At 59.8% G+C, this 16,661-nt stretch carries 11 protein-coding genes; 5 read left to right on the forward strand and 6 right to left on the reverse strand.

The window, feature by feature from the left end; genetic code table 11:
- Position 1: 1 nt before the first annotated feature.
- Genes yjiA through K6L24_RS03665 form a run of 3 tightly spaced genes read right to left on the reverse strand, consistent with a single transcriptional unit; the run spans position 2 to position 3,389 of the window.
- Positions 2 to 961, reverse strand: a complete 960-nt coding sequence (gene yjiA, locus K6L24_RS03655; protein ID WP_222682292.1) for a GTPase — start codon at positions 959 to 961, stop codon at positions 2 to 4.
- 13 nt (positions 962 to 974) lie between these two features.
- Entirely contained in the window at positions 975 to 1,178 is a 204-nt protein-coding gene (locus tag K6L24_RS03660) for a YbdD/YjiX family protein (RefSeq protein WP_062746071.1), read from the reverse strand.
- Positions 1,179 to 1,235: 57 nt separating this feature from the next.
- Complete coding sequence (locus K6L24_RS03665; RefSeq protein WP_062746073.1) at positions 1,236 to 3,389, reverse strand: carbon starvation CstA family protein; 2,154 nt, start codon at positions 3,387 to 3,389, stop codon at positions 1,236 to 1,238.
- A gap of 427 nt (positions 3,390 to 3,816) precedes the next feature.
- Between K6L24_RS03665 and K6L24_RS03670 the strand changes: the two genes are divergently transcribed.
- The 3 genes from K6L24_RS03670 to K6L24_RS03680 all read left to right on the forward strand — a co-directional run bounded on the left by K6L24_RS03670 (position 3,817) and on the right by K6L24_RS03680 (position 8,951).
- Positions 3,817 to 5,892, forward strand: a complete 2,076-nt coding sequence (locus K6L24_RS03670; RefSeq protein ID WP_222681958.1) for a DUF4034 domain-containing protein — start codon at positions 3,817 to 3,819, stop codon at positions 5,890 to 5,892.
- Positions 5,893 to 6,050: 158 nt separating this feature from the next.
- Complete coding sequence (locus K6L24_RS22265; RefSeq protein WP_240043812.1) at positions 6,051 to 7,331, forward strand: lysozyme inhibitor LprI family protein; 1,281 nt, start codon at positions 6,051 to 6,053, stop codon at positions 7,329 to 7,331.
- A gap of 276 nt (positions 7,332 to 7,607) precedes the next feature.
- Positions 7,608 to 8,951 (forward strand): EAL domain-containing protein, encoded by a 1,344-nt coding sequence (locus tag K6L24_RS03680; RefSeq protein WP_222681959.1) that lies wholly within the window; start codon positions 7,608 to 7,610, stop codon positions 8,949 to 8,951.
- 25 nt (positions 8,952 to 8,976) lie between these two features.
- On the opposite strand, the gene K6L24_RS03685 is transcribed toward K6L24_RS03680, so the two are convergent.
- The 3 genes from K6L24_RS03685 to K6L24_RS03695 all read right to left on the reverse strand — a co-directional run bounded on the left by K6L24_RS03685 (position 8,977) and on the right by K6L24_RS03695 (position 13,854).
- Positions 8,977 to 12,066, reverse strand: coding sequence for an efflux RND transporter permease subunit (locus K6L24_RS03685; protein WP_062746079.1), 3,090 nt, complete (start codon positions 12,064 to 12,066; stop codon positions 8,977 to 8,979).
- Entirely contained in the window at positions 12,063 to 13,166 is a 1,104-nt protein-coding gene (locus K6L24_RS03690) for an efflux RND transporter periplasmic adaptor subunit (protein WP_062746081.1), read from the reverse strand. Before K6L24_RS03690 ends, K6L24_RS03685 begins: the two co-directional genes overlap by 4 nt.
- 73 nt (positions 13,167 to 13,239) lie before the next feature.
- A complete protein-coding gene (locus tag K6L24_RS03695; RefSeq protein WP_062746083.1) occupies positions 13,240 to 13,854 on the reverse strand; it encodes a TetR/AcrR family transcriptional regulator in 615 nt (204 codons plus the stop codon).
- Between the two features lie 90 nt (positions 13,855 to 13,944).
- On the opposite strand from K6L24_RS03695, the gene K6L24_RS03700 reads away from it, so the two are divergent.
- Together K6L24_RS03700 and K6L24_RS03705 are read left to right on the forward strand one after the other, a co-directional pair.
- Positions 13,945 to 15,453, forward strand: a complete 1,509-nt coding sequence (locus tag K6L24_RS03700; protein WP_191927623.1) for an efflux transporter outer membrane subunit — start codon at positions 13,945 to 13,947, stop codon at positions 15,451 to 15,453.
- Positions 15,450 to 16,658: a multidrug effflux MFS transporter gene (locus tag K6L24_RS03705; protein WP_240043813.1), complete on the forward strand. Its 1,209-nt coding sequence runs from the start codon at positions 15,450 to 15,452 to the stop codon at positions 16,656 to 16,658. Before K6L24_RS03700 ends, K6L24_RS03705 begins: the two co-directional genes overlap by 4 nt.
- Positions 16,659 to 16,661 lie beyond the last annotated feature (3 nt).

Genomic DNA, 16,661 nt, shown 5'->3' on the forward strand with positions numbered 1-16,661 from the left:
GTTACGATTTCAGCCCGGCAAAGGCCGCGCGGATTTCCGCTTCCGGTAGCTGAATGCCGATAAAGACCAGTGTGCTGGCAGGCTGTTCATCCGCCTGCCACTCGCGATCCCAGTCGGCACTGTACAGGCGTTGCACGCCCTGGAACAGCAGACGGCAGGGATGGCCGGCAATCCACAGCATTCCCTTGTAGCGCAGCAGCCTGTCGGCAAAACCAGCCAGCAGACCTTCCATGACGGCAGATACCGCCTCCAGCGCCAGCGGATAATCCAGCTCCACCACCACCGAGGTGATGGCGTTTTCCTGCGGCGCAATAAACTGGAAACGCGGTTTTGGCGTCACAATGGTTTCTTCCAGCATAAAGCCCCGGGTATCAAAAAGCTGCGCCAGGTCAATCTTGCCGTGGATCACCGGGTGGATCGGCGCACGGGCATTGATGCGCTGTAAACGTTCCAGCAGGGCCGGAGGCGTTCCGCAGACATCGGTTTTGGTCAGCAGGATCCGGTCAGCATAGCCCACCTGCGACTGGGCAAGCGTGAACTGATCCATCTGCTGCCCGGCATGGACTGCATCCACCAGGGCAATCACCCCATCCAGCAGATAGCGCTCGCAGAGGATGTCATGAGAGAAGAAGGTCTGAATGATTGGGCCGGGGTCGGCCATGCCGGTACATTCTATGATTAAGCGGTCGAAGGCCAGTTCGCCGCTGTCGCGACGTTCCAGCAGGTCGAGTAAGGCCGCTTCCAGCTCGCCGGAGCGGGTACAGCAGATGCAGCCATTCGTCAGTGTGGTGATCTGCGTGGCGCTGTCACCCAGCAGCTGGTCATCGACGGCGACGGCACCAAATTCATTTTCAATGACCGCGATTTTGTAGTCCTGCTGTTCATGCAAAATATGGCGCAGCAGCGTGGTTTTGCCCGCGCCAAGAAAGCCGGTCAGTACCGTAACAGCAACAGGTGTCATCATTTTTTCCTTATCAACAGCAGCGCATTCCGCCTTTTCCATCTCCGCCATAACGTGCCTGCTGGCGCTCGCGGAAGAACTCTTTATAGGTCATCACCGGCTTATCCGGGTGATTATTCTGCATATGTTCGACGTAAGTGTCGTAATCAGGAATGCCGACCAGCATACGCGCGGCCTGCCCGAGATATTTTTTCGCGCTGTTCAGATTATCAAACATCAGGTACTCCCAACGACGAGCCCCGCCGCAGCGGGGCCGTGTTAACGCGGATCAGTGTCAGTGGCCGGAAGCGATTTTCACCCCTTCCTTCGGCACGGCCACATACGGGGTTTCAGTATCCGTCGGACCATCGGCCTGGCGTGCTTTCAGCCAGGCTTTAATGCCGTAGAAGATAATACTGTACACCACCACGAGGAACAGGATACTCAGACCGGCATTTGTGTAGTTGTTGATCACAATATGATTCATATTGCTCACCTGCTGTGCCGTCAGATCGGCTCCCCCGGCAGCGGCTTTGGCTTTGTACTCGCGGGCCATGTAGAAGAAGCCTTCCATCTGCGGGTTGTTGCTGAACAGCTTAAGACCCAGCGCCCAGGTGGTGCAGATCAGCAGCCAGATGGCCGGCAGCATGGTCACCCAGATGTACTTCGTCCGCTTCATCTTAATCAGCACCACGCTTGCCAGCACCAGAGCGACGGCAGCCAGCATCTGGTTCGAAATTCCGAACAGTGGCCACAGGCTTTTCACGCCGCCCAGCGGGTCAACCACGCCCTGATACAGCAGATAGCCCCACAGCCCGACGCAGCCAGCGGTGCCTACCACGCCCGCCAGCAGCGAGTCGGTTTTTTTCAGGAACGGCACAAAGTTACCCAGCAGATCCTGCAGCATAAAGCGGCCGGAGCGGGTTCCTGCATCCAGGGCGGTGAGGATAAACAGCGCTTCAAACAGAATACCGAAGTGATACCAGAACCCCATATCGGCTATCGGCATAATTTTGTCGAACACATGGGCAATCCCGACGGCCAGCGTGGGCGCGCCCCCCGCACGGTTCAGCACTGACGGCTCACCGATATCCTTCGCGGTTTGCAGGATCGCGTCCGGGGAGATAACAAAGCCCCACGAGCTGACGGTGGCGGCCGCCTGAGCGGTCACGTCCTGCAGCTGCGCCATAATCAGTGGCGCGTTGGCACCTCCCAGTTCATGCAGGTTTGGCATCACGATGCCAAGGCCCGCCGGCGGTGTGTTCATGGCAAAGTAGAGACCGGGTTCAATAATCGATGCGGCCACCAGCGCCATCACGGCGACAAAGGACTCCATCAACATCGCCCCGTAGCCGATAAAGCGGGCATCGGTTTCACAGGCCAGCAGCTTCGGCGTGGTGCCGGAGGCGATCAGCGCGTGGAAACCTGAGACTGCGCCGCAGGCGATGGTAATAAACAGGAACGGGAAGAGCGCCCCTTTCCACAGCGGGCCGGTGCCGTCGATATACTGCGTCAGCGCCGGCATTTTCAGTTCAGGATTGAGGATGACAATCCCGATAGCCAGACCGACGATGACGCCAATTTTCAGGAAAGTGGCCAGATAGTCACGCGGCGCCAGGATCAGCCACACCGGCAGCAGGGCGGAAACAAACGCGTAGCCGATCAGGGTATAGGTGATCGTGGTGTCTTTGAAGGTCAGTGCCGGACCCCAGTAAGGATCGTGGGCGATCACGCCGCCGAAGTAGATGGCGGCGATCAGCAGTATCACGCCGATAACCGAAATCTCACCCACCCGTCCGGGGCGGATAAAGCGCATGTAGATACCCATAAACAGCGCAATCGGCACCGTTGAGCAGACGGTAAATACGCCCCACGGGCTCTCTGCCAGTGCCTTCACCACGATCAGTGCCAGCACCGCCAGGATAATAATCATGATCAGGAAGCAGCCGAACAGGGCGATGGTGCCGGGCACCGGGCCCATCTCATTTTTGATCATCTCACCGAGTGACGCCCCGTTACGTCGCTGCGAGATAAACAGCACCATAAAGTCCTGCACCGCCCCTGCCAGTACTACACCGGCCAGCAGCCACAGCACGCCGGGCAGGTAGCCCATCTGCGCCGCCAGTACCGGGCCGACCAGCGGGCCTGCACCGGCAATGGCCGCAAAGTGGTGACCAAACAGCACGTTACGATTGGTCGGGACGTAGTTCAGTCCGTCGTTATTGATCACCGCCGGCGTGGCGCGGGTTGGATCCAGCCGCATCACTTTCTGTGCGATATAGAGGCTGTAGTAACGGTAGGCGACCAGATAGACCGAGACGCTGGCAACCACAATCCATAGCGCACTGATATGTTCACCGCGCCGTAGCGCGACGACGGCCAGACAGCACGCGCCGATAATCCCAAGGATCATCCAGGGTATGTGTTTGAATAGTTTATTTTTATTCATAGGGGACCTGGTTTTTTATCAAATGATAATGAGTCGGTTTGTCACATTTTCAGACCGGGTCTATGGTGGCGAATTTCAAGGGTTCCAGGGGGGATAATTCGTTGAGTGGCGCTATCGGGCGGGTAAGCGGTTGTTGAGTGGTATAAGCGGTTTTATCCACGAAGCCGGAGATGAAAATTTGTGACTGGTGTCTCATCGTGTCGGAGCAGGGAACAACCAGAGCGCGTGGCGAACAGGGAACGGGAAGGAAGAGGAGCCATCAGCGGAGGATTTCCGGGCGATATATTTTCTGAATCCTGCATTATTAACTGATATAACAACATATTCATACATTGTCTTATTTTTATCCCTTTATCAGCACAGACACCTTTTCGCCGCGTGTGGCCTGCCAGGGCTGGCGGACGAAAACTCAGGAAGAAGCCCTACTATGACGACGAATTTTGAATCTCTGGATACGATCCTCAGCCGCCGCGCGCACCTGCGGGCGCTGTTAGTCGGGCAGCAATTTGATGCCCTTGACGCGTTACTGGAACAGCAGTCCCGGCCCTGGTTGAACGGCATCAGTCAGGACTATGACTATGAGTGGAGCATCGAAATGCTCTTCGACCCGATCCAGCCCGCCACTGAACTGCTGTCCCTTCTGCAGGAATGGGTCAGACACTATCCGACTTCCTACCATGCACATCTGCTGCTGGGAGGCTACTGGGAGCGGGCCGCCGGGCGAATTCGTACCCAGGATGGCGGTGAGTTCGTCGCGGACGATCGCTGGATGGGGGCCGGGCTGGCACGGGATCTGGCCATTGCGTCCTACCTGCGTGCGCTACCTTTGCATCAGCAACCCGCCTTTGCGCTGTTTCGTATCTTCCGTCTGAGCTGCTACCTGGGTGAGCCGCAGTGGCTGACGGCGCTGGCTGCGGGCGTGGCGCCGGCGGACTATTCGCAGCGCGAGGCGGAGGTTGATCCGGCTCTCTGGGCCGCTGGTGTTCAGCGTCTGCGTGATGAAGGCGGCAGCGAACTGGCGATCATCCCTGTGGCATTACCGCCTTCGTTGCCGTTGCGCAGTGAGCAGGAGCAGCACAACAGTAAGCTTTACTGGCTGCAGTTAACCCTGGCCGCGCGTCCGGACTTCTACAGCATTCTCAGTTCATGGGTCTATTTCCTTTATCCTCGCTGGGGCGGAAGTCATCAGGAGATGTCGGCGTTTATCGCCAGCGACTGGTGCCGCGGGCTGAGTGACATCGAACGCAATGGCCTGCGGATGACTCAGGCGTGGGATTATCTGGGCTACCTGGCCCTGATGCCGGACGCTGACGACAGCGAGCACATTGCCTTTTGTCTGCAGCAGTATGATGCGCTGCTGGCCCTCACCCTTGCCCCACGCCAGCATGCTGCGGTCCTGCGCAGCTATGCTAATTTTCTCAGCCACTATGCGCGTACGGAAAATGAAGAGGGCGTGCAGTGGGATCGGCCTGATATGCAGCGGGCTTATGATGCGCTGGTGCAGGCATGGCAGGTGGATCATCCGGCGGCCGATCCGGGGAGCAGCGATGCTTTCAGTACCTTGCTGCTCTGCCTGGATTTTGCCGGCATTGAGGACCATTTTGGCCTGCGCCCGCTGTGGCTGGAACGCAGCCAGCAGTGGGGGGACTGTCCGTACGAAGTGCTGATGGCGGGGCTGGCCAGCCGCTTCGGTTTTTACGGCATCGCACCGGGGCAGTTTGATCATGAAAGACTGATCGCACGGGGGCTGGCACTGCCGTCTGACTTCGATATCGGCCAGGCCGCAGCGAACCTGTTTGAATCGGTGTCGGAGGAGGCGGGTATTTATCTCGATCATGCCGCCGCCGGGGCCGGAAATGCGTCGGCCATGGCCGGTCTGTATGACCTTTACGCCGGCAGCCTGTCACGCCGCTACGGGCGCGACGCTTCGCCCTATGACGACCCGGCCCAGGCACAGCACTGGCTGGCGCGGGCGGCTGAGGCGGGCAGCGTGGTGTGCCAGTACAACCTCGGCTATGTGATTGCCCGGGAAAATGACATCGTCAATGCAGAGCAGTACCAGCGTGCGCGCGACCTGTTTATCGCGGTGATGCGAGCCCCTAACGTCGCTCTGGAGGTCTGGCAGCGTGCCACGCGCGAGCTGGCAGGGCTCATCCTTTTCAGTGAGTATGCCAGCTATGCGGATCGGAAGCTGGCGGTGGCGGAGGTCCTGGGTGAACTGTGGCGTGATGAGCGCCCGGAGAATCAGGAGTATGCCGCTGCCTATTATGCTTATGCCTTTTTCACCGGGACGGGCTGCGTGTCGAACCGCTATCTGGCAAAAGTGTGGGTCGACCGCGGCCTGGCCATCAACCCGCAGGATGCGTATCTGCGCGAACGGGCGGATGAGATTTATCAGCGAGGCGCACTTTTCGGCGGGTTGCGGGCGTCAATGGCCTTCCGGCGCGATCGGAAACGGGTGGAGGAACGTGGCCGGGCCATCACTTTTGATGGGACAGAGTAAGCCTGTGGGTGCGTTTTCATTTCTTTGTCGCACTTTTAGCTGTTTTTTCCGGTAGATTATCCCTCTGCCGGACGGACGGGCTTTCTGCCCCGCCGCATGATACCGGCAAGCACCTGCTAATGAGAATGACATGATGGAAAGGGCGTAAGGAAATAAAAATGATAAAACTAAAATACGGTCTGGGGATTGGGCTGGCTTTGCTGGCGCAGAACGCGCTGGCCGCCGGTTTCGACTGCTCGCTAACCGGTCTTAACAAGACGGAACAAACCATCTGCAAAGATCCCTATCTTTCCGGTCTGGATAACGTCACCAATGGGTATTTCGTTAAAGCCATGGATAACAGCTTTGCGGTCGGCAGCCTGTCGCGTGAGCAGAGAAAATGGCTGGCAGAAAGAAATCGCTGCGGGGTGGATGCGGAGTGTATCAAGCAGCGTTATATCGAGCGCAATAAAACCCTGTCGCGAGCCGGAGTGTATCAAAAGATTAGCGATGTCTTTACCCGTCCGGGCGATAAGCTGGATAAACCCGTCGCTGCCGGATTAAAAAGTGAAGCCGGTTTTACCATTACCGAAGAGCCGTGGCGCGTCCGGCCGCTGATCACCTCCAGTGATGTCACCGATCTGACCGTGGGCACCAGCGGGCATTATCTCAGCCCGCTGACCTACCGCATCGTGAATAACGACCTGATGGTGTTTGTCGTTCTGTATGTTGAAAAAGACGACAAAAAGGGGGCGTTTCTCCTGAGCCTGAAAGACGGTGAGAAACCGCAGGTGCAGGCGGTGTATGAGGGCTATAACCTCGTACTGTCGCTGCTGGATAACGTCAGCACGGTGGAGGGCGACATTCGCTACACGGTGGCAGAATACCGCGCGCCGGGCGTGACGGTGAACAGCCAAAGCGACTTTGCCACACCGCATGCCTATGCGCTGAACGTTTCTCCGAAAGCGCTGGGCGCCATCACTGAGCTGAGTGTGCCGCCGGACGAACCCGAGAAGAAAAAGTGGGTGGGGTACTGCGGAAGCAATGAGTGCAACAGCCGGCTGACGTCACCTGATGGCCAGTGGCGTCTGGCCTCTGCTGACCGCAGCAACAGCGAAGTTGATGAGGGGATGTACGTCTTCCCACATGACCGGCCGGATGCCGGTATGAACGTATTCCTGCCGCAGGCCGACACGGCCAAGGGCCCGGATTTCAGCTACAACCGCAATTATGTCTGGGGGCGTGATTCATCATTCTACTTCGACAATGAGGGCGGCTACGCCTGTATCTGGAAAACCGATCTCGCCGATAAAACCACTAAGCGAATTCTGCCGGTCGAAGCCTTCCTGCAGCCGCATTACGTGAACTACCGGGGTGAAGATATGATTATTGCCTCTTACAGCTACTATAATGAGGGGGGCGATTTCCACCTCGAAGAGATCTATCTTGCCAGAAAATAATTAAGTCGTTTTCCAGCGCAATAATAAGCCCGTCAACCGGGCTTATTATTGCTATTCACTCCCGTTAAATACGTTATCCCTTTTGACCTTCGGTGACTCAATTCTGGGTCTGACAGGCGCGCCGTCTTACGGTGATGCCTCCGCTGAATGTGAGCGTTTCAGGGCATCGATTATTTTACATAAGAGAGTGGTGTATCCAGAATGGGATGAAATCAATATTAAAATCAGGACCCTTTAATTGCGAACGGAGTGATTAACGCCATGCCGGGAAGAAGAATGCTGAAAACCCCTAATGAAGAACATCTTGAGTATATCTGCAGGATGGCTTTCCTTAGCGGTCTGGTCGTCACCGTTGGCTGGCTGGTGGTGTTTGCCATTATGCAGCAGTGGACGCTGGTGATCTCTCTGTTAATCATGGGTATGGCGGCCTTTTTCAGCTGGCGCATTGCCGCAGGGGGCTATTTCTCCACCGGGCTGATGCTGGCGCAGCTGGTCCATCTGATTTATGCCGTCCTGTTCTGTCTGCTGTATGACGTACCTGAAGCGGGTATCCCCAGAACCACACATCTCTACCTGCTGACGATTGCCCTGGTCGGTTATATCAACTATCAGCGCAGGCACACGCTGGCGCAGATGATGCTGATAGCGGTGACGCTGCTGGCGTTTATTATTTTCAGCAGTGCCGATCTGATCTATCCCTTTGCGCGACCGATACCTTACCGTCATCACCTCTGTCTTCCGCTGATTAATGCCATGGCGGCCACCGTTATTTTATGCGGCGGTATTGCGGCCATGCATGTGGATTTTTCCCGCCACAGCGAGAAAATCAGGGCCATCCAGCATGCGCTATATAACCATGAATTCGTTCTCTTTTATCAGCCGCTGCTCAATGCGGCCGGGCAGATTAGTGGGGCCGAAGCGCTGCTGCGCTGGCAGGAGCCGGGCAAGGAAATGGTCCCCCCCTCTGAGTTTATTCCTGATGCCCAGCGGGCAGGGTTGATGCCCGCCGTGGGGGAGTGGGTGATCGACAACGCCCTGAGCGCGCTGGCGGCATGGCAGCGCGATCCGGCGATGGCCCATCTGACCATCTCCGTCAATATTACCGTTGACCACCTGATGAAAGCGGATTTTGTCGAACGCCTGATCCACCTGGCTGACGTGCGTTCAGTGGCCCCGTCACGGGTGAAGCTTGAGCTGACAGAGAGTGTGTTTGCCTCGGATATTGAGACGGTGGTAGCGAAGATGCATGCGCTGGCTGCTGCGGGGTTCCGCTTCTCGCTCGACGATTTTGGTACCGGCTTTTCCTCGCTGAATTATCTGCGCCGTCTGCCGCTGGAGCAGATCAAAATCGATCGCAGCTTTATCTCTGGCGCAACGGAGGGGCCGAAAGGGGCAGTTATTGCCATGAATATTGCCCGCATGGGGCTGGAACTCAAGCTGGAGGTGCTGGCGGAAGGCATTGAAACAGCCGAGCAGTGGCTGCTGATGCAGGGATTTGGCTGCACGGCCTTTCAGGGGTTCTACTTTTCCCGCCCGCTCAGTTACAGCGATTTCCGCCTGTTTGCGCACAGGAACAGCCCCGGACAGCAGAACCGGGCCGCGGCTGAAGTCAGCCAGTAGTGCACTGAATTCAGCCGCGTCACGCTTATCTTTCGGCAGGCGTGCTGGGGCCTGACGCCGTCACCGGACGGATGCGGAACCAGATGGCGTACATCGCAGGCAGGAAGATCAGCGTCATTGCGGTTCCCCCAAGGGTTCCTCCAATCAGGGTGTAGGCCAGCGTCCCCCAGAACACCGAGTGGGTCAGGGGAATAAAGGCCAGCACCGCCGCCAGCGCGGTCAGCAGCACCGGACGGGCGCGCTGTACCGTGGCCTCAACCACCGCCTGGAACGGCGCTAATCCCTCCTGCTCGTTCTGATGAATCTGCCCAATCAGTATCAGCGTGTTACGCATCAGAATGCCCGACAGCGCGATCAGCCCGACCAGCGCATTGATACCGAACGGCTGCTGGAACAGCAGCAACGTGGGCACCACGCCAATCAGCCCCAGCGGGGCGGTCAGGAACACCATCGCCATCGCCGACATTGAACGCACCTGCAGAATAATAATCAGCAGCGTCATGGCAATCATGATGGGGAACAGCGGCAGCATCGCCTGACTGGCTTTGCCGGACTCCTCAATCGAACCGGCCTGTTCAATACGGTATCCCGGTGGAAGCGCATCCACCACCGGCTGCAGGGACCGGCCAATCGCGACCGAGACATCCGGCGGTTGCAGGCCGTCGGCGATATCGCCGCGCACGGTGATCGTCGGGGTGCGATCGCGGCGTCGCAGCAGAGGCTCTTCCATACCAACGCTGACTTCCCCCACCTGAGACAGGGGAATGCGCTGCCCGGCGGCACCCACCAGCGTGAACGCAGAAATCTTAGCGGGATCGAGCCGGATGTCACCGGCGGCACGCCCCACCACCTGGACGGAACGGATATCTTCCCGCACGGCCGTAATCGGCACGCCGGCAAGCAGGAACTGCAACTGCTGCGCCACGGAACTGGAGGTCAGGCCTACGGCCTGCAGCCGGTCCTGATCCAGCGCAAAGTGCAGAACAGGTGTGCGTGGCCCCCAGTCGCTGTTGACCGTTCGCATCTGCGGGCTGGCCTGCAGGATGCCCTGAACCTTCGCGGCAATCGTGCGCAGTACCGCGGGGTCGGGACCCATTATCCGCCAGGCCACCGGGAACGGGGAGTAGGGCCCGAATACCAGCTGCGTGACCCTGACCCGGGCATCAGGCACCAGGCCATCGGCTGCCGCCTGACGCAGGCGGAGTTTCAGCGTATCGCGGTCCTGCTGGCTGTCTGTCAGCACGACGATCTTGGCAAAGGAGGGATCGGGTAACTCCGGCGCCATGGCCAGATAGAAACGTGGCGCACCCTGCCCGATATAGGCGGTCACAATGCGCGTCTCTTTCTGTTTTTGCAGCCAGGCCTCTACCTTTGCACTGGCCGCGCTGGTCTGCTCTATTGACGTGCCGTAAGGCATCTGTACTTCAATCAGGACTTCCGGACGATCGGACGCCGGGAAAAACTGTTTCTTCACCAGCCCCATACCGATAACCGCAGCGACAAACAGACCGATCACCGTGATCGCCACCAGCCATTTGCGGGCAATCACCTTGCCCAGCAGAGTGCGGAATCGGTTGTAATGACGGGTGTTATAGATGGCCGCATGACCGCCCGCCACCGGCTTGATCGCCGGCAGCATTTTCACCCCGAGGTAGGGGGTAAAGACCACCGCCACCACCCAGGAGGCAATAAGGGCGATGCCGACGATCCAGAACATATTGCTGGTGTACTCGCCTGCGGTGGACTGGGCAAAACCATTGGGCATAAAGCCAATGGCAGTCACCAGCGTCCCGGAGAGCATCGGTGCAGCCGTATGGCTCCAGGCATAGGCAGAGGCGGCGATGCGGTCATAACCCTCTTCCATTTTCACCACCATCATTTCAATGGCAATGATGGCGTCATCCACCAGCAGGCCCAGCGCCAGGATCAGCGAGCCCAGGGTAATACGGTCAAAGTTTTTTCCGCTGGCGGCCATCACCACAAACACTACAGCCAGCGTCAGGGGAACCGCTGCTGCCACCACCACGCCAACGCGCCAGCCCATGCTGACGAAACAGACCACCATCACCACCAGCAGCGCGACAAAGAATTTAACCATAAACTCGTCAACGGCCGAACTGATGTTCACCGCCTGATCGCTGACTTTGGTCAGCGACATCCCCAGCGGCATTCCGGCATTGATCTGTGCGGTCTCTTTGTCCAGCGCCTGGCCCAGATCGAGGCCATTCCAGCCGTCGCGCATAATCACGCCGAGCAGCAGCGCCTGTTCACCGTTGTTGCGCACGATAAAGGTGGCGGGATCTTCATAGCCCCGTTCGACGGTGGCCACATCGGACAGCTTGAGCGTGCGGCCCTGCACACTGATCGGGGTATTACGGATTTTATCCAGCTTGTCGAGCGCACCTTCAAGACGCAGGAAAATCTGCGGACCGTGCGTATCGATCGAACCGGCAGGGGTCAGCAGGTTCTGTCCGTTCAGGGCGTTAAAAATATCCTGCGGCATTACGCCCAGGGTGGCCAGCCTGTCATGAGAGAAGGAAACAAATATACGTTCAGGCTGCTCGCCGATGATATTGACCTTTTTCACCCCCGGCACATGCAGGATCCGCTGGCGCAACGCCTCGGCATCGCGCACCAGCTGACGCTGAGGTTCACCTCGCGCTTTCAGCGCGAACAGGGCAAAGGTCACGTCTGAAAACTCATCGTTGACCATCGGCCCGATCACGCCGGCGGGGAGATTCTGACTTTCGTCACTCAGCTTTTTACGCGCCTGGTAAAAGGACTCCTGAACCTCACCGGGGGGCGTGCTGTCGAGCAGGGAGACCATGGTGAATGCCATGCCCGGACGGGTATAGGTCTCGGTACGGTCATACCATTTCAGTTCCTGCAGGCGCTTTTCTAACGGGTCAGCCACCTGGTCCTGCATTTCCTGCGCCGTTGCGCCGGGCCAGGCGGTAATGACGGTCAGCTGCTTGACGGTAAAAGGGGGATCTTCTGCCCGTCCCAGTTGAAAGAACGCCAGGATCCCTGCGACGGCCACCAGCAGGATCAAAAACAGGGTCACGGAGCGTTCACGCACCGCGAGGGCGGAGAGGTTAAAGCGATGCGCACTCATGGCTGGGCTCCCGGGACATTTTGCACGGCCAGACGTACTTTTTCCCCGTCGTGAAGCAGATGGGCACCGAGTGCCACGACCTGCTCACCGCGCGCCAGCTTCCCCGTCACGCGGGCGGTATCATCACTCAGGCTGATAACCTGTACGGCGCGCCAGGTGACGGTCGCCGGCTTGCCCTTCACTACCCACACTCCTGGCCCCTGGCCTGCGTCGTACACGGCGGCGATCGGCACCTCCACGCCCGGACGGGCATCGGCGGTTTGTGGCAGGCGCAGCGTCACCGTAGCGCCAAGCGGGGCGCGGGCAAGGGCATCCTGCAGAACGTAGCGGGCTTCATAGGTGCGGGTCACGCTGTCAGCAGAGTCAGACAGCACCCGCAGGGTGGCCGCGACGGGCGCGTCTTTATTGCCGTACAGCGAGGCCCAGGCGAGAGAGTGAAGCGCAGGACGCAGGGTTTCAGGGAGTTGCACAACGGCTTCGCGTTGTCCTGCCCGGGCCACGCGCACCACGGCCTGTCCGGCGCTGACCACCTGGCCGGGTTCGGCCAGGGTTTCCATCACCACGCCGTCTGCGTCGGCCCGCAGCACGGCATAGGTCGAGGCGTTACGCGAGACATCGGCCTGTGCCTGGGCGGCGTTCAGATCGGCCTTTGCCGCTTCTGCCGTGGCCTTAATCTGGCTGTAAGACGAGGCCGAGATGGCCCCGGCGGAGACCAGGCCCCGGTAACGGCGCTCGTCTTCCGTGGCCTGCACGGCGCGGGCGCGGGCGGCGGTCACCGCCTCCTGCTGGGCGCGAACCTGCAGCCCAAGATCAACCGGATCCAGACGCATCAGCGGCTGCCCCTTGCTGACACTTTGTCCGCTATCGACAAGGCGTTCCAGCACCTTACCCGATACCCGGAAGCCCAGATCGCTTTGAGTACGTGCGGCAACAACGCCGGTAAAGGTGCGTGAAGATGCGGCGGCATCCTGCACGCTGGCCACCCGCACCAGCGGAGGCTGATTGCGGGGATCCCCGGCCTCTGAGGGGGGATCGCCACAGGCGGCCAGGGTCAGTGGCAGCAGACAGACAGCAATGGTAACAGGTCGTAGCCGGAGCATGGGTTCCCTTACTTATTGAAAAGAGCAGAAACCGCATTCTGTAACTAGTGACTAATTATGTCAATGGTCACTTTCAGGGGGCGAGGCTGCGCAGGATCAGCGCCGCCAGCTGAACCGCCCCTTCCTCGGCAATTTCCAGATTAAATTGCAGCTGCACCGGATTCATATAAGGGCGGATCACCAGATAGATAGCGCTGGAGGCTTCGTCGAGCGGGGTCTTACGTTCAAACTCGCCCGACTCCCGGCCCTGATGCAAAATGTCCTGTATCAGCAGTCGCAGATGTTCTTCGTGCCCTTTGATCGACGGCCAGCGATCGCGAGCCGCTACGGCGGCAATGTCATACAGTTTACGATCGTGGAAAAACAGCTCTCTGCCGGTGTCGGACAGCGTGCGGAAGAGGCGGCGGAGCTTGTCGGAGGCGGTCGGGGCCTCCGCGATGGCACTGTCGACGCGCGCCATGATCATCGCCAGGCGGTTGGCACAGATCACTTCACCGATTGCCTGTTTCGAGTCGAAAAACTTATAGATATAGGCTTTTGAAAAACCGATGGCTTTGGCCAGATCGGACACGGTGGTTTTTTCGTAACCGTAATGACCGAAGTGTACGGTCGCCGCCTCGACGATCTGGTCGCGCACGCTGTGCTCGGAGGGCCCGCGTGACGTGGGCAGAGGGGTATTTTCAGTCATATTCACCACTTAGCTTGTAGAGCCTGATTGACAACTAGTGACCATTTGGTAATCTGGTCACTATCTTAACGCGTTTCCCAAGGAATCTCCATGTCTTCCCTGCGTTCCCTTGTTGTGGCTGTGAGCAGCACGTTGCTGTTCGGCTGTGCCGTTGGCCCGGACTATCACAGACCCGGGGTTCCATTACAAGCGCGTTACCTGAGCCAGCCTTCTGCGGGCGAACGCGCCGCACTACCGGTCACCTCGCTGGCTGTCTGGTGGCAGGGATTTAACGATCCTGTGATGACTCACCTGATTTCGCAAGCCCTGGCGCAGAATCTCGATCTGACGCAGGCTATCGCCCGTGTCGCTCAGACGCGCGCCGGACTGGGAACGGCGACTGCCGCACTGTTGCCTTCAGGTAATATCAGCGCCCAGGCCGGACGCGCCCGCGAATCAACGGAAACCCCGCTGGGGAGAGTTCTCAGTACCACTCCGGACTATGACCGCTACGGCAGTCGCTGGGAAACCAACCTGGGAGCCAGCTGGGAGCTGGACCTGGCGGGGGGACAGCGGCGTCAGCGTCAGGCCGCGCTGGCGGAATATCAGGCTGCGCAGGCGGATGTAGTGGCAACCCGACTGGCCGTCGCCGCACAAACGGCGGATCTCTATATTACCGTTCGCGGCCTGCAGATGCGGCTTGAGATTGCCCGCCAGCAGTCCGCAACGCAGCGGATGCTGCTGGAAAAAGTCAGACTGCGCCAGCGCGAGGGCATCGCGGCAGAATATCAGGTGCGCCAGACCGAAGGGGCGCTGTCACAGGTGGACGCTACGCTGCCGGTTCTGCGTAACGGGCTGGAGACGGCCATGAATGCGCTGGATGTGATGTTAGCCACGCCGCCCGGCACGCAGCGCCGCCTGCTGGAGGTGCCTGTGGGGCTGCCTGCGATCCCATCGATGAGCGATACCGGAACCCCCGGCGATCTGCTGAGGCGCAGGCCTGACCTGATTGTGGCAGAGCGTCGTCTGGCGGCGTCAAATGCGCGCATCGGGGTCGCTATCGCGGAGTATTACCCCAAATTTAGCCTCAGCGCCTTGCTGGGCAGTGCGACCTCGCTTTCCGACGGCCATCTGTTCAGCGGCCCCGCCAGCCAGTCGTCAGCGGGGCTTGGCCTGCAGTGGCGCCTGTTTGATTTTGGCCGTATCAATGCCGACATTGACCGTGCCAGGGGCCAGGAGGCTGAAGCGCTGGCGGCCTATCGTCAGTCGGTGCTGCGCGCAACAGAAGAGGTTGAAAATGCCTTTTCCGCGCTGATCAACCGGGAACAGCAGGCGAGGATTCTGGCGCAGGGAGAGGCGTCCCTGACCCAGGCCCGCGCCTCTTCATATGCCGCCTGGCAGAACGGTGCGGCCAGCCTGATTGACGTATTGCAGGCAGATGATACCCGGCTTCAGGCGTCGGATGGCCTTGTGATGGCACAAACGGCATCAGCCCGCGCCGCCGTTGCGGCATTTCTCGCCCTCGGGGGCGGATGGCAGCCGCCGGCGAGCGACGAAGCGGCCTCCGCCGCCACCGATCGCGCCGTCAGCCATGTCCGCTCCGCAGGAGTTCAACCGTGAGTTCCCCTGAGCAGGCCCCGGCTGTGCGCCCGCTGACAGGGAAGATCGTTGCGTTACTGGCCGGGTTAGCCGCCATTGGCATGCTGTCGACGAATATTATCCTGCCGGCCTTTCCGGAGATGGGCAGGGCGCTGGGCGTATCCACCCGCGAGCTTGGGCTGACACTGTCGGCATTCTTTATCACCTTCGCCTTTGGCCAGCTGGCAGTGGGCCCGCTGGCGGATCGCTTCGGACGGCAGAAACTGGTCCTGGGCGGGCTGGCGGTGTTTGTCACCGGCAGCGTGCTGGCGGGCTGTGCGGACAGCCTGGCGCAGATGATTACCGGCCGGGTGATTCAGGCGCTGGGGGTCTGCGCAACGTCGGTTCTGTCCCGGGCCATTGCCCGCGATCTTTACGAGGGGGATACGCTCGCCAGGGCGCTCTCGCTGACGATGATTGCCACGGCCGCCGCACCGGGTTTTTCGCCCCTGCTGGGCAGCCTGTTAACGCTGGCGTTCGGATGGCGGGCCATGTTCCTGCTGGTGGGGCTGAGCGCCGTGGTGCTTGCCGTGTGCTACCGGTGGGGGATGGGAGAAACTCATCCCGCCGATCGGCGTGCACCGCATTCGGCCGGTACGGTGATCCGTGCCTACTGTCGGCTGCTCACTGACCAGCGTTTTATCCTGCCTGCGCTGTCGATGGCGCTGCTGATGAGCGGGCTGTTCGCCGCTTTCGCTGCGGCTCCGGCCATTCTGATGAATGGAATGGGGCTGTCCCCGCTCCAGGCCGGATACTTCTTTGCCTCGACGGTCTTTGTGGTCTTCTCGGCGGGACTGGCCGCGCCGCGTCTGGCCCGCCGTTTTGGCTCAGCCAGGGTAGCTGCCGCCGGGATCGCTATCGCCACTGTCGGAGGGCTGGTGCTCTTTTGGGGCCCCGCCCACCCCGGACCGGGGGCGTATGCGCTTTCGATGGTGCTGTTTCTTCTGGGAATGGGGCTGGCTAACCCGCTGGGGACGGCGCTGGCCATGGGGCCGTTTGGTCAGGAAGCGGGGCTGGCTTCCGCCCTGTTTGGCTTTCTGCAGATGGCCGCTGCGGCCCTGGCGACCTGGCTGGGGTCGGTACTGACCTTTGCCCCGGTAAGTACGCTCGGCGGCCTGCAGACCAGCGCCTGCCTGATGGCGTTGCTGCTGCTGATGATGCGCAACGCGGCGACGTCGCCACCCTGACGC

Origin of the sequence: Erwinia persicina (assembly GCF_019844095.1) — a bacterium.
Classification (GTDB): Bacteria; Pseudomonadota; Gammaproteobacteria; order Enterobacterales; family Enterobacteriaceae; genus Erwinia; species Erwinia persicina.

What these genes read in the sequence shown, in the direction of transcription:
- yjiA (WP_222682292.1), bottom strand. Translation starts at nt 961, where the DNA reads ATGACACCTGTTGCTGTTACGGTACTGACCGGCTTTCTTGGCGCGGGC.
- K6L24_RS03660 (WP_062746071.1), bottom strand. Translation starts at nt 1,178, where the DNA reads ATGTTTGATAATCTGAACAGCGCGAAAAAATATCTCGGGCAGGCCGCG.
- K6L24_RS03665 (WP_062746073.1), bottom strand. Translation starts at nt 3,389, where the DNA reads ATGAATAAAAATAAACTATTCAAACACATACCCTGGATGATCCTTGGG.
- K6L24_RS03670 (WP_222681958.1), top strand. Translation starts at nt 3,817, where the DNA reads ATGACGACGAATTTTGAATCTCTGGATACGATCCTCAGCCGCCGCGCG.
- K6L24_RS22265 (WP_240043812.1), top strand. Translation starts at nt 6,051, where the DNA reads ATGATAAAACTAAAATACGGTCTGGGGATTGGGCTGGCTTTGCTGGCG.
- K6L24_RS03680 (WP_222681959.1), top strand. Translation starts at nt 7,608, where the DNA reads ATGCTGAAAACCCCTAATGAAGAACATCTTGAGTATATCTGCAGGATG.
- K6L24_RS03685 (WP_062746079.1), bottom strand. Translation starts at nt 12,066, where the DNA reads ATGAGTGCGCATCGCTTTAACCTCTCCGCCCTCGCGGTGCGTGAACGC.
- K6L24_RS03690 (WP_062746081.1), bottom strand. Translation starts at nt 13,166, where the DNA reads ATGCTCCGGCTACGACCTGTTACCATTGCTGTCTGTCTGCTGCCACTG.
- K6L24_RS03695 (WP_062746083.1), bottom strand. Translation starts at nt 13,854, where the DNA reads ATGACTGAAAATACCCCTCTGCCCACGTCACGCGGGCCCTCCGAGCAC.
- K6L24_RS03700 (WP_191927623.1), top strand. Translation starts at nt 13,945, where the DNA reads ATGTCTTCCCTGCGTTCCCTTGTTGTGGCTGTGAGCAGCACGTTGCTG.